At 69.6% G+C, this 13,433-nt stretch carries 12 protein-coding genes; all 12 read left to right on the top strand.

Annotation, left to right across the window (positions count from 1 at the left end):
* Positions 1 to 157: 157 nt before the first annotated feature.
* Positions 158 to 547, top strand: a complete 390-nt coding sequence (locus H2Q94_RS28445) for an NADH-quinone oxidoreductase subunit A (protein ID WP_243790203.1) — start codon at positions 158 to 160, stop codon at positions 545 to 547.
* A 78-nt stretch (positions 548 to 625) separates the two neighbouring features.
* Positions 626 to 1,306, top strand: coding sequence for a NuoB/complex I 20 kDa subunit family protein (locus H2Q94_RS28440; protein WP_243790202.1), 681 nt, complete (start codon positions 626 to 628; stop codon positions 1,304 to 1,306).
* Positions 1,307 to 1,311: 5 nt separating this feature from the next.
* Positions 1,312 to 2,088 (top strand): NADH-quinone oxidoreductase subunit C, encoded by a 777-nt coding sequence (locus H2Q94_RS28435; protein WP_243790201.1) that lies wholly within the window; start codon positions 1,312 to 1,314, stop codon positions 2,086 to 2,088.
* Positions 2,089 to 2,140: 52 nt separating this feature from the next.
* Positions 2,141 to 3,484 carry an NADH-quinone oxidoreductase subunit D gene (locus tag H2Q94_RS28430; protein ID WP_243790200.1) on the top strand — a complete coding sequence of 448 codons (1,344 nt, stop codon included), beginning with the start codon at positions 2,141 to 2,143 and terminating at the stop codon, positions 3,482 to 3,484.
* Positions 3,481 to 4,248 carry an NADH-quinone oxidoreductase subunit NuoE gene (nuoE, locus tag H2Q94_RS28425; protein WP_243790199.1) on the top strand — a complete coding sequence of 256 codons (768 nt, stop codon included), beginning with the start codon at positions 3,481 to 3,483 and terminating at the stop codon, positions 4,246 to 4,248. Before H2Q94_RS28430 ends, nuoE begins: the two co-directional genes overlap by 4 nt.
* Positions 4,249 to 4,253: 5 nt before the next feature.
* Positions 4,254 to 5,579, top strand: a complete 1,326-nt coding sequence (gene nuoF, locus H2Q94_RS28420) for an NADH-quinone oxidoreductase subunit NuoF (RefSeq protein ID WP_243790198.1) — start codon at positions 4,254 to 4,256, stop codon at positions 5,577 to 5,579.
* Positions 5,576 to 8,134: an NADH-quinone oxidoreductase subunit G gene (locus tag H2Q94_RS28415; protein ID WP_243790197.1), complete on the top strand. Its 2,559-nt coding sequence runs from the start codon at positions 5,576 to 5,578 to the stop codon at positions 8,132 to 8,134. The genes nuoF and H2Q94_RS28415 overlap by 4 nt, the downstream gene beginning before the upstream one ends.
* Entirely contained in the window at positions 8,131 to 9,423 is a 1,293-nt protein-coding gene (gene nuoH / locus H2Q94_RS28410; protein ID WP_243790196.1) for an NADH-quinone oxidoreductase subunit NuoH, read from the top strand. The genes H2Q94_RS28415 and nuoH overlap by 4 nt, the downstream gene beginning before the upstream one ends.
* Entirely contained in the window at positions 9,416 to 9,976 is a 561-nt protein-coding gene (gene nuoI, locus H2Q94_RS28405; protein ID WP_258718639.1) for an NADH-quinone oxidoreductase subunit NuoI, read from the top strand. The genes nuoH and nuoI overlap by 8 nt, the downstream gene beginning before the upstream one ends.
* Positions 9,976 to 10,935 carry an NADH-quinone oxidoreductase subunit J gene (locus tag H2Q94_RS28400; protein ID WP_243790195.1) on the top strand — a complete coding sequence of 320 codons (960 nt, stop codon included), beginning with the start codon at positions 9,976 to 9,978 and terminating at the stop codon, positions 10,933 to 10,935. The genes nuoI and H2Q94_RS28400 overlap by 1 nt, the downstream gene beginning before the upstream one ends.
* Complete coding sequence (gene nuoK / locus H2Q94_RS28395; protein ID WP_200068963.1) at positions 10,932 to 11,231, top strand: NADH-quinone oxidoreductase subunit NuoK; 300 nt, start codon at positions 10,932 to 10,934, stop codon at positions 11,229 to 11,231. Before H2Q94_RS28400 ends, nuoK begins: the two co-directional genes overlap by 4 nt.
* A gap of 179 nt (positions 11,232 to 11,410) precedes the next feature.
* Complete coding sequence (gene nuoL, locus H2Q94_RS28390; RefSeq protein WP_243795964.1) at positions 11,411 to 13,363, top strand: NADH-quinone oxidoreductase subunit L; 1,953 nt, start codon at positions 11,411 to 11,413, stop codon at positions 13,361 to 13,363.
* Positions 13,364 to 13,433: the final 70 nt, after the last annotated feature.

Genomic DNA, 13,433 nt, shown 5'->3' with positions numbered 1-13,433 from the left:
TGCCGGAGTCTGGTCAGATGGTCACGTCGGTGTGCGAGAAGTCATAAAGTTAGGTTCGCCTCACTGCGGAGTGGTCACAACCGACCGCATAAGGTGCTGAATCGACGCCAGAGACGTGACCTTCGTCTCGGCGGGGGCAGCGAAGGAGGGCGGTGTCATGGGCGACGCGGGCGCTTCGGGCGTGCTCGATCCGTACATCCCGCTGGTGCTGATGTTCGCGCTGGCACTGGGATTCGCGGTGTTCTCGGTGAGCATCGCACCACTGGTCGGCCCCCGCCGATACAACAAGGCGAAGCTCGATGCCTACGAGTGCGGGATCGAGCCTTCGCCGCAGCCCGTGATGGGCGGCGGCCGGATGCCGGTCGCGTACTACATCACGGCGATGCTGTTCATCCTCTTCGACATCGAAATGGTCTTCCTCTACCCGTTCGCGGTGTCCGCGGACTCCCTCGGTCTGTTCGGTGTGGCCGAGGTCGTGTTGTTCATCGTCACCGTCGGGTTCGCCTACGCCTACGTGTGGCGACGCGGAGGTCTCGACTGGAATTGACGCCCGGGTCGCCGGGCGGATCCCGGACCTGAGCGAGCACTGACCGTTCTCAATGGCGACAGCGGAAGGAGTGCCGAGATGGGCCTCGAAGAGCAGCTGCCCAACGGCATCCTGTTGGCCAACGTGGAAAAGCTCGTCAACTGGACCCGGAAAACCTCGATGTGGCCCGCGACCTTCGGGTTGGCGTGCTGCGCGATCGAGATGATGACGGTCGGCGGTTCCCGCTACGACATCGCCAGGTTCGGCATGGAGCGCTTCTCCGCTTCCCCGCGGCAGGCCGATCTGATGATCGTCGCCGGTCGGGTGACCAACAAGATGGCCCCGGTTCTGCGGCAGATCTACGACCAGATGCCGGAGCCGCGCTGGGTGCTGGCGATGGGCGTGTGCGCCTCCACCGGCGGGATGTTCAACAACTACGCGGTGGTGCAAGGCGTGGATCACGTGGTGCCGGTGGACATGTACCTGCCGGGCTGTCCGCCGCGGCCGGAGATGCTGCTGGACGCGATCCTCAAGCTGCACGCCAAGGTCATGGACGAGCCGATCAACGCCAAGCGCGCCGCGTTGCGCGCCGAGAGCGGGGATCGCACCGAACTCATCGCCTCCTCCGAGCGCTTCGCGCCGAAGAACCGTTCGCAGCGCGAGCGCGCCGAACGGCAGCAGCTGGCGCAGCGCAAGGAGATGGGCGCGGAAGGCCCGCTCGCGGTCGAGACCGACGCGCAGCGGGAGCAGACGCAGCGGCAACTCGGCGCGGGCAGGTGAGCGGGATGACCGACTCGAAGCAGACCACCCCGGACCCCGGCGAGAAGGGCTCCAGCGCGGAACGCGCCGACGAGGGCCTCGAACCGGTCCGGGCCGGTGGCGGCGCGGTCGCCGAACACCGGGAGCCGATCGTCGCCGGCAGGTCTCGGCAGGGCATGTTCGGCGTGCGCGGCTCCGGTGACACCTCCGGCTACGGCGGGCTCCGGTTGCCGCCGCACGTGCCGCAGGCCGCCGAACGGCCCTACGGCGGGTGGTTCGACGAAGTGGCCGACGCGCTGCTGGATTCGTTGCGGGACAAGGGAATCGACGCGGCGATCCAGCAGATCACGGTGGACCGCGGGGAGATCACCTTCTACGTGGACCGCGAGTACCTGGTGCGGACCTGTTCCTCGCTGCGCGACGATCCGGCGCTGCGCTTCGAACTGTGCAGCTCGGTCTCCGGCGTGGACTACGGGCCGGAGGTGCCGCAGCGGCTGCACTCCGTCTACCACCTGACGTCGATGACCTACCGGCGCCGCATCCGGCTGGAAGTGGCGGTGGACGCCGAGGATCCGCACCTGCCGTCGATCGTGTCCGTCTACCCGACCGCGGACTTCCAGGAGCGCGAGGCGTGGGACATGTTCGGGCTGATCTACGACGGGCATCCCGCGCTCACCCGGATCTTGATGCCGGACGACTGGGACGGGCACCCGCAGCGCAAGGACTACCCGCTGGGCGGCATCCCGGTGGAGTACAAGGGCGCCGAGATCCCACCGCCGGACCAGCGACGAGCTTATTCATGAGGCGCCGCGCACTCAGCAGTCACGGCAGGCAGCACGCGGAGAGGTGCTGAACATGACCACCGAACCACTGACCGATCCCACCACGGACCCGGCTCACCCCGCGGAATCGCGGGAAACGACCGAAGGCCGCGTGTACACCGTCACCGGCGGGGACTGGGACGAGTTCCTCGACGAGGCGGGCGATTCCGAACGGGTCGTCATCAACCTCGGCCCGCAGCACCCGTCGACGCACGGCGTGCTGCGGCTGGTGCTGGAGCTGGAGGGCGAGACCGTCACCCAGGCCCGCTCCGTCATCGGCTACCTGCACACCGGGATCGAGAAGAACACCGAGTACCGCACCTGGACCCAGGGCGTCACCTTCGTGACGCGGATGGACTACCTGGCGCCGCTGTACAACGAGACGGCCTACTGCCTCGGCGTGGAAAAGCTGCTCGGCGTGGAGGCCCCGACGCGGGCGCAGACGTTCCGGATCATGCTGATGGAGCTGAACCGGATCTCCTCGCACCTGGTGTTCATGGCCACCGGCGCGATGGAGCTGGGGTCCACCACGGGCATGACCTTCGGGTTCCGCGACCGCGAGGAAGTGCTGCACCTGCTGGAGTTCCTGACCGGCCTGCGGATGAACCACGCGTTCGTCCGGCCGGGCGGGGTCGCCCAGGACCTGCCGGAGAACTACCGGGAGAAGGTCCTGGAGTTCATCAAGGTCATGGACAAGCGGCTGCCGGACTACGCGAAGTTGTTCTCCGGGCAGCCGATCTGGAAGCAGCGCCTCAAGAACGTCGGGTACCTGCCGCTGGACGGCTGCCTGCAACTGGGCGTGACGGGGCCGATCCTGCGCTCGGCGGGCATCGCCTGGGACCTGCGCAAGATCGAGCCGTACTGCGGCTACGAGAACTTCGACTTCGAGGTGCCGACGAGCACCGACGGAGACTGCTTCGCCCGGTTCCTGTTGCGGCTGGACGAGATCCACGAATCCCTGAAGATCATCCGGCAGTGCTTGGACGCGTTCGAGTCCGGTCCGGTGATGGTGGACGACCCGAAGATCGCCTGGCCCGCGAAGCTGAGCATCGGCCCGGACGGCATGGGCAACTCCCTGGAGCACGTCCGCAAGATCATGGGCCAGTCGATGGAATCGCTGATCCACCACTTCAAGCTGGTCACCGAGGGCTTCGACGTGCCACCGGGGCAGGTGTACTCGCCGGTGGAGTCGCCGCGCGGCGAGCTGGGCTACCACTTGGTCTCCGACGGCGGCACCCGGCCGATGCGGGTGCACGTGCGGGAACCGAGCTTCGTGAACCTCCAGGCGTTCCCGGCGATGGCCGAGGGCGGACTGGTCGCGGACGTGATCGCGGCAGTGGCCTCGATCGACCCGGTGATGGGCGGGGTGGACCGATGACCGAGCAGTTCGATTTCACCACCACCGAGCACGTGCTGAGCCCGCCCGGCGAGCCGGTGTTCGGCGAGGACGTGCGGGCCGACGCGCGCAAGCTCATCGAGCGCTACCCGGAGGCCCGGTCGGCGCTGCTGCCGATGCTGCACCTCGTGCAGTCCGAGCAGGGCCACGTCAGCACCGAGGGCATCGAGTTCTGCGCCGAGCAGCTCGCGCTGTCGGCCGCGGAAGTCAGCGCGGTCGCCACGTTCTACACGATGTACAAGCGCAAGCCCTGCGGTGAGCACCTGGTGAGCGTCTGCACGAACACGCTGTGCGCGGCGCTCGGCGGGGACGCGATCTACCGGCGGGTGTCGGAGCACTTGGGCGTCGGGCACGACGAGACCTCCGGGACACCGGGCGAGCAGGGTTCGCTGACGCTGGAGCACGCCGAGTGCCTCGCCGCCTGCGACCACGCCCCGGTGCTGCAGGTCGACTACGAGTACTACGACAAGCAGAGCCCGGATTCGGCGCTGGACCTGGTGAAGTCCTTGCAGCGCGGGGAGAAACCGGACCCGACGCGCGGCGCCCCGCTGACGGACTTCCGCCGCACCGAACGGCAGCTCGCCGGGTTCTTCGACCGGCCCGGCGCCCGGCTAAAGGACACGGTGGACGGACCGTCGGCCGCACCCGAAACGGTGCGCGGCGCCCACCTGGCCCGCGAGCGCGGCTGGACCGCGCCGCCGATGCCGGACGACGCCGAAATCCCGCCGCTGCCCGCGAAGGAGTGAGGGCCATGACCGACGCGAACTCCCCGAACCAGCCCGACGACCTCACGCCGGTGCTGACGAAGCGGTGGCTGTCCCCGAACTCGTGGAGCATCCGCACCTACGAGCAGCTGGAGGGCTACACCGCGCTGCGCAAGGCGTTGCGGGCGCAGCCGGACCAGCTGATCGAGCTGGTGAAGTCCGCGGGCCTGCGCGGTCGCGGCGGCGCCGGGTTCCCGGCCGGCGTGAAGTGGAGCTTCATGCCGAAGGAACCGGTGAAGCCGCACTACCTCGTCGTCAACGCCGACGAGGGTGAACCGGGCACCTGCAAGGACATTCCGCTGATGATGGCCGATCCGCATTCGCTGGTGGAGGGCGTGATCATCGCCTGCTACGCGATGCGCTCGCACTTCTCGGCGATCTACGTGCGCGGTGAGGCGCTGCACTGCATCCGCCGGTTGAACAACGCCGTGCAGGAAGCGTATGCGGCGGGCTACCTGGGCAAGGACATCCTCGGGTCCGGTTTCGACTGCGACATCGTGGTGCACGCCGGGGCGGGCGCCTACATCTGCGGTGAGGAGACGGCGCTGCTGGACTCGCTGGAGGGCAAGCGCGGCCAGCCCCGGCTCAAGCCGCCGTTCCCCGCCGCCGCCGGGCTCTACGCGTGCCCGACGACGGTGAACAACGTCGAGACGATCGCCTCGGTGCCGTTCATCGTCAACGGCGGTTCGGACTGGTTCCGCACCATGGGGCGGGAGAAGTCGCCCGGCCCGAAGATCTACTCGCTGTCCGGGCACGTCGAGAACCCCGGCCAGTACGAGGCCCCGCTGGGCACCACGCTGCGGGAACTGCTGGAGCTCGCGGGCGGCATGAAAGACGGCGTCCCGCTCAAGTTCTGGACACCGGGCGGTTCGTCCACGCCGCTGTTCACCGCCGAGCACCTGGACGTCCCGCTGGACTTCGAGGGCGCCGCCGAAGCCGGCTCGATGCTGGGCACCACGGCCCTGATGGTCTTCAACGAGACCGTGTCCGTGCCGTGGGCGGTGATGAAGTGGACCCAGTTCTACGAGCACGAATCGTGCGGAAAGTGCACTCCCTGCCGGGAGGGCACCTTCTGGCTCGCCCAAGTGCTGGAGCGCATGGTCGAAGGACACGGCACCGAGGAGGACATCGACACGCTGCTCGACGTCTGCGACAACATCTTCGGCCGTTCCTTCTGCGCCCTCGGTGACGGTGCGGTCAGCCCGATCACCAGTGGCATCAAGTACTTCCGCGAGGAATTCCTCGCGCTGTGTCAGCAGAACCGGCCCGGCGCGGAGCCGGGCGAGCCCGCACTGGCAGGAGCGGCCCGATGACGGTGGCATCCGAGCGTGAGACGAAGCCGGTCCCCGAGGGGCATGTCCGGCTGACCATCGACGGCGTCGAAATCGACGCCCCGAAGGGCGAGCTGCTGATCCGCACCGCCGAGCGGATGGGCATCGTCATCCCCCGGTTCTGCGATCACCCGCTGCTGGACCCGGCGGGCGCGTGCAGGCAGTGCCTGGTCGAGGTCGAGATGAACGGCCGGGCGATGCCGAAGCCGCAGGCTTCGTGCACGATGACCGTCGCCGACGGCATGGTCGTGAAGACGCAGAACACGTCGCCGGTGGCGGACAAGGCGCAGCAGGGCGTGATGGAGCTGCTGCTGATCAACCACCCGCTGGACTGCCCGATCTGCGACAAGGGCGGCGAGTGCCCGCTGCAGAACCAGGCGCTCAAGCACGGCCGCGCCGAGTCCCGGTTCCACGACACCAAGCGGACCTTCGCCAAGCCGGTGCCGATCTCCGAGCAGGTGCTGCTGGACCGGGAGCGCTGCGTGCTGTGCCAGCGCTGCACCCGGTTCTCCAAGCAGATCGCCGGTGACCCGTTCATCGAACTGCTGGAACGCGGGGCGGTGCAGCAGATCGGCATCGCCGAGCAGCAGCCGTTCCAGTCGTACTTCTCCGGCAACACCATCCAGATCTGCCCGGTCGGCGCGTTGACCAGCGCGGCCTACCGGTTCCGGTCCCGGCCGTTCGACCTGGTGTCCACGCCGGGCGTGTGCGAGCACTGCTCGTCGGGCTGCTCGACGCGGACGGACTGGCGGCGCGGCAAGGTGATGCGCAAGCTCGCGGGCGAGGACCCGGAGGTCAACGAGGAGTGGATCTGCGACAAGGGCCGGTTCGGCTTCCGCTACACCACCGCGACGGACCGGTTCACCCGGCCGTTGGTGCGGGAGAACGGTGAGCTGCGGTCCGCTTCCTGGACGGAAGCACTGCGCAAGGCGGCCGAGGGGCTCATCGCGGCTCGCGACGACCGCGGCGTGGGGGTGCTGCCGGGCGGCCGGTTGACGGTGGAGGACGCCTACTCGTACGCGAAGTTCGCGCGGATCGCGTTGCGCACCAACGACATCGACGCCAGGGCTCGCGCCCACTCCGACGAGGAGCTCGCGTTCCTGGCCTCGACCGTGGTGGGCACGGGACCGGACTCGGGCGCGGTCACCTACGCGGACCTCGAAGCCGCGCCCGCCGTGCTGTGCGTGGCGTTCGAACCGGAGGAAGAGGCGCCGATCGTGTTCCTGCGGCTGCGCAAAGCGGCGCGCAAGGGACGCACGAAGATCTTCCACCTGGGGCAGTGGAACTCGCCCGGCGTGGAGAAGACCACGCGGATCATGAACGACGGCGGACCGGTGCGCACCGGCGCGCTGCTGCCCTGCCCGCCCGGCGGGGAGGCGGCCGCGCTGGCCGAGCTTCCGTCCGAAGTGGACGAATTGCTGCGGTCCGGTGGCGCGGTGCTCGCCGTCGGCGAACGCGCCGCGCAGATTCCCGGGCTGTTCTCCGAACTGGAGCGCACCGCTGCCCGCACCGGCGCGCGGATCGCCTGGATCCCGCGCCGCGCAGGCGAACGCGGCGCCGTCGAAGCCGGGGCGCTGCCGACGCTGCTGCCCGGCGGGCGCGACGTCGGCGACCTCACCGCCTGCGCCGAAGTCGCCCAGACCTGGGGCGTGGACGCCGACAGCCTGCCCGGCACGCCGGGGCGCGACACCACCAGCATCCTGCGTGCCGCCGCCCGCGGCGACCTCGGCGGGCTGCTCGTCGGCGGCGTCGACCCGGACGACCTGCCCGACCCGGAACTCGCCCGGCAAGCCGTGGCGCACGCCGACTTCGTCGTCAGCCTCGAAATGCGGCCCAGCGCCGTCACCGAGCACGCCGACGTGGTGCTGCCGATCGCGCCGAGCGTGGAGAAGTCGGGCAGCTACCTGAACTGGGAAGGCCGCCGCCGCGAATTCGGCGTCACCATCGAGAGCACCGCGCTGCCGGACTGCCGGGTGCTGGACACGCTTGCCGTGGAGATGGACGCGGACCTGTTCACCCAGAGCCCGGCGGCGGCGGGAGCCGAACTGGACCGGCTCGGCCGCGGTACCGGCGCGAAGCCTCCGGCGCCGGACGAGGTGGTGCGCCCCGCCGCACCACCGGGACCGGGCCGGGCGCTGCTGGCGACCTGGCGGCAACTGCTCGACGACGCCTCCCTGCAGGTCGAGGAACCGAACCTCGCGGGCACCCGGCGGGACACGGTGGCGATGCTCTCGCCCGCCACCGCGCAACGACTCGGCGTGCGGGAACGCCAGCACGTCGAGATCCGCGGCGACCGCGGTGCGATCACCGTCGAGGCGCGGCTCACCGAGATGCCCGACGAAGTGGTGTGGTTGCCCAGCGCCTCCGGCCCGTCGCAGGTGAACCGGGTGCTCGGCGTCGGCCACGGCGCATCGGTGGCGCTCGCCCCGGCGATCGCCACCACCAACGGGCATGCGAACGGGCACGTGGGCAACGGGCACAGCGGCAACGGGCACGCCGGACTCGGCTTCGGCGGCGCGGAAGGGAGCCGGTCATGACCCGTACCGCGGAACTGCTCGCCGACGACCCGATCTGGCTGATCCTGATCAAAGTCGTGGTGATCTTCGCCTTCCTGGTGTTGATGACGCTGCTGACGATCTGGGCGGAACGCCGCGTCATCGGCCGCATGCAGCACCGTCCCGGCCCGAACCGGGCCGGACCGTTCGGCATCCTGCAATCGCTTGCCGACGGGCTGAAGCTCGCGTTCAAAGAGGACATCCGGCCGGTGATGGCCGACAAGTGGGTGTACTTCCTGGCCCCGGTGATCTCCGCGACTCCCGCGCTGGTGTCGTTCTCGGTGATCCCGATCGGCCCGGAGGTCACGATCTTCGGCGAGCGCACCGCGCTGCAACTCGTGGACCTGCCGGTCGGCCTGCTGGTGGTGCTGGCCAGCGCCTCCATCGGTGTGTACGGCATCGTGCTCGCCGGGTGGGCGTCCGGTTCCCCGTACCCGCTGCTCGGTTCCCTGCGCTCGGCGGCGCAGGTGATCTCCTACGAGATCGCGATGGGCCTGTCGTTCGTGGCCGTGATCATGTACGCGGGCACGCTGTCCACCTCGGGAATCGTCGAAGCGCAGGCCCACGGCTGGTTCGCGCTGCTGCTGCCGTTCAGCTTCCTGGTCTACGCGGTGTCCATGGTCGGCGAGACCAACCGCGCCCCGTTCGACCTGCCGGAAGCCGAATCGGAACTCGTCGGCGGCTTCCACACCGAGTACGCCTCGCTGAAGTTCGCGCTGTTCTTCCTCGCCGAGTACATCAACATGGTCACCGTCTCGGCCCTGGCCAGCACGTTGTTCCTCGGCGGCTGGCACGCGCCGTGGCCGCTGAACCTGATCGGCGACGGCGTGCTCGACACCGGCTGGTGGGGAGCGCTCTGGTTCCTCGGCAAGACGCTGCTGTTCCTGTTCTTCTTCGTGTGGCTGCGCGCCACCCTGCCGCGGCTGCGCTACGACCAGTTCATGAACCTCGGCTGGAAGCTCCTGGTCCCGCTGAGCCTGCTGTGGATCGTCGTCGTCACCGTGATCCGCGCGCTGCGCAACGAGCAGCTGCTGACCTCGCCGCAGTTCCTGATCATCGGCGCGGTGGTGATCGCGGCGGTCGTGGCCGCCGCCTTCCTGCTCCCGGACCGCAAGCCGGCGGAACCGGCCGAGCCCGAAGCTCCGATGGCGGGCAGCGGCTTCCCGGTTCCGCCACTGGACCTGCAAGTGCCCCCGACCCCACCGCGACGCACCCAGGTGCCGTCGTCCGGGGCCGACGACGCCTCGAAGGAGGGAGCGGGCAGTGTTTGATCCGTTGAAAGGTTTCGGCGTCACCTTCTCGACCATGTTCAAGAAGGTCGTCACCGAGGAATATCCCGAGGTCAAGAAGGTCACCGCGCCCCGGTTCCACGGTCGTCACCAGCTCAACCGGCATCCGGACGGGCTGGAGAAGTGCGTGGGCTGCGAGCTGTGCGCCTGGGCCTGCCCGGCCGACGCGATCTTCGTCGAGGGCGGCGACAACACCGACGAACAGCGCTACTCGCCCGGTGAGCGCTTCGGCGCGGACTACCAGATCAACTACCTGCGCTGCATCGGCTGCGGCCTGTGCATCGAGGCCTGTCCGACGCGCTCGCTGACCATGACCAACGAGTACGAGACGGCCGACGACGACCGGCAGAACCTCATCTACACCAAGGAGGACCTGCTGGCCCCGCTGCTGCCCGGCATGGAGCAGCCGCCGCACCCGATGCGGCTCGGCGAGGACGAGCAGGACTACTACGTGCGCGGCCCCGAACTGGCGCGGCAGACCGGCGTGCCCGAGGGCGAGACCGTTGAGACCGGCCAAGAGGAGGCCCGACGGTGATGCTCGCGGCAACGGCGGTCCTCGCTCAGCAGCAGGCCGCGGACGTGGTCGGCACCGGCGAGGCCGTGACGTTCTGGATCCTCGGCCCGCTGGCGCTGGTCGGGGCGCTCGGCATGGTCTTCGCCCGCAACGCGGTGCACTCGGCGCTGTGGCTGGTGCTGACGATGCTCAGCCTCGGTGTGCTGTACATGGCGCAGAGCGCGCCGTTCCTCGGCTTCACCCAGATCATCGTCTACACCGGCGCGATCATGATGCTGTTCCTGTTCGTGCTGATGATGGTCGGGCGGGACTCCTCGGACTCGGTGGTGGAGGTGCTGCGCGGACAGCGGCTCTGGGCCGCCGTCGCCGGTGTGGCGTTCGCGCTGCTGCTGGTGACCGGGCTGGCCCGGGCGCTCACGAACGTTCCGGTGGCCGCGCCGCTGGACCCGTGGTCGGCCCGCGGCGGCGGTGCGGGCGGGCTCGGCGCGCTGATCTTCACGGACTACCTGTTCCCGTTCGAGCTGACCTCCGCGCTGCTGATCACCGCGGCGCTCGGCGCGATGGTGCTGGCCTTCGGCGGCAAGGGACGCGCCGCGCGGGTGAGCCAGAAGGAACGCGTCGAAGCCCGGCTGCGCGGCGACCGGTCCTCGCCGCTGCCCGGTCCCGGCGTGTTCGCGACGGCGAACTCGGTGGCCACTCCGGCGCTGCTGCCGGACGGTTCGGTGGCCCCCGAATCGCTCTCGGAGATCTTGGACAACCTGCCCGCGGAACGGCTCGCCCGGGAACGCGACGCCGTCACGGGCAACGGAACCGGGCCGGATCCGCACGCGCTGACCGGACGCACCGGCGAACCGGAAGAGCCGGAAATCGGGACCGAGCCCGTCGACGACCTGCCCGAATCCCGGCACGACAACGGTGAGAACGGCACGAACGGGCTGTCCGGCTCCGGGCACCCGTCCCCCGAGGAGGTCCGGCAGTGACCCCGACCTACTACCTGCTGCTGTCCGCGCTGCTGTTCAGCATCGGAGCAGTCGGCGTGCTGGTGCGGCGCAACGCCATCGTCGTGTTCATGTGCGTCGAGCTGATGCTCAACGCGGTGAACCTGACGCTGGTCACGTTCGCCCGCATCGAAGGTTCCGTGCACGGGCAGGTGATGGCGTTCTTCGTGATGGTCGTCGCCGCCGCCGAAGTCGTGGTGGGCCTGGCGATCATCATGTCGATCTTCCGCACCCGCCGCTCGGCCTCGGTCGACGACGCCAACCTCCTCAAGTACTAGGGGGCACCCGTGCTCGTCTCCGTGACCGGCCCGCAGCTCGGACCGTGCGGTAGCGGCCCGCCGCCGGCGTGGCGGCCGCACCGCCGAACCCCGCACCTCCGAACCCCCGTTCGCACTCACAGTAGGGAGAGCCTGGCGTGACGACGACGTTTTCGGCCAGCGGTCCCGATCTCCTCGCGGTGCAGTCCGCGCAGGGCGCCGTCCAGGGCAACGCCTGGCTGCTCATCGCGCTGCCCCTGCTCGGCGCGACCGTGCTGCTGCTCGCGGGGCGCCGCGCCAACGGGTGGGGGCACCTGCTCGGCAGCGCGACGGTGATCGCCACGTTCGCCTACGGGGTCGCGCTGTTCGCGTCCATCGCGCGCGACGCGGAGCCGGTGCGCGAACTGCACGTGTTCTCGTGGATCCCGGTCAACGCGCTGCAAGTGGACTTCGGGCTCCGGCTGGACCCGCTGTCCATGGTGTTCGTGCTGCTGATCACCGGGGTGGGCGCGCTGATCCACCTCTACTCGATCGGCTACATGGCCCACGACCAGCAGGGCCGCACCGGGCGGGACAACACCGAGCGGCGCCGGTTCTTCGGCTACCTGAACCTGTTCGTCGCCGCGATGCTGATCCTGGTGCTGGGCAACAGCTTCCTGACGCTCTACCTCGGCTGGGAAGGCGTCGGCCTGGCGTCTTACCTGCTGATCGGGTTCTGGCAGCACCGGCCGACGGCGGCCGCGGCGGCGACGAAGGCGTTCGTGATGAACCGCGTCGGCGACGTCGGGCTCGCGCTGGCGATCTTCCTGCTGTTCGCGAAGCTCGGCACCACCCAGTACACCGAGGTCTTCGCCCGCGCCGGGGAGCTCTCGTCCGGGGTGCTGCTGGCGATCACGCTGTTGCTGCTGCTCGGTGCCTGCGGCAAGTCCGGTCAGGTGCCGCTGCAGGCGTGGCTGCCGGACGCGATGGAAGGCCCCACTCCGGTGTCCGCGCTGATCCACGCGGCCACCATGGTCACCGCCGGGGTGTACCTGATCGCGCGGTCCAACCCGCTGTACACGCTCTCACCGGACGGCAGGCTGGTCGTCACGATCATCGGCGCCGTCACGTTGCTGGTCGGCTGCGTCATCGGCTGCGCCTACGACGACATCAAGAAGGTGCTGGCGTACTCCACGGTCAGCCAGATCGGCTACATGATCCTCGCCGTGGGGCTCGGTCCGGCCGGGTACGCGCTCGGCATCATGCACCTGCTCACCCACGGGTTCTTCAAGGCAGGGCTGTTCCTCGGCGCCGGTTCGGTGATGCACGCGATGCGCGACGAGGTGAACATGCGCAAGTTCGGCGGGCTCGCGAAGTACCTGCCGATCACCTTCGCCACCTTCGCGCTCGGCTACCTGGCGCTGATCGGGTTCCCGTTCCTGTCCGGCTTCTACTCGAAGGACGCGATCATCGAGGCCGCGTTCGGGCAGGAAGGCTGGCGGGGCTGGGTGTTCGGCGGTGCCGCGCTGCTCGGCGCCGCGCTGACCGCGTTCTACATGACGCGGCTGGTGCTGCTGACGTTCTTCGGCGAGAAGCGCTGGGAGAAGCTGAAGTCCGAGGACGGCCACGACTTCCACCCGCACGAATCTCCGGCGATCATGACCGGGCCGATGATCGTGCTGGCCATCGGTTCGGTGGGCGCGGGCATGTTCCTCGCCTCCGGCGACCGGCTGGTCACCTTCCTCGCGCCGACACTCGGCGAACTGCAGGAATCGCACGGCGGAGCGCTGCCGCACTCGGTGATCCCGATCCTGACCGTGGCGCTCTCCGCGCTCGGCGCCCTCGCCGCGTGGCTGCTCGTCGGCCGCAAGCCGGTACCGGTGACCCGGCCGGAGCGGGTGTCGCCCGTGGTGCGGGCCGCCCGCGCCGACCTCGGCGGCAACGCGCTCAACGACGCCGTCGCCGTGAAACCGACCGCCGGACTCACCCGCGGGCTGGTCACGTTCGACCGCGCCGCCGTGGACGGTGCCGTGAACGGGCTCGTCGCCGCGCTGCAAGGCGGCTCCGGCTGGGCGCGGCGCAGGCAGAACGGGTTCGTGCGTTCCTACGCGCTGTCCATGCTCTGCGGCGGCGTGCTGCTGATCGGCGCGCTGATGGTGGTGGGAACGCCATGACCGACTCGCCCGGTGCCGTCGCGCCGAACAACCCCGGCCCCGAGGCCCCCGATCCGGAAGTCAGGGCCGT

The organism is Saccharopolyspora gloriosae (assembly GCF_022828475.1).
Taxonomy (GTDB): Bacteria; Actinomycetota; Actinomycetes; order Mycobacteriales; family Pseudonocardiaceae; genus Saccharopolyspora_C; species Saccharopolyspora_C gloriosae_A.
Note: the sequence above shows the minus strand (reverse complement) of the source record. Positions and strands in the feature narration are given on the sequence as shown.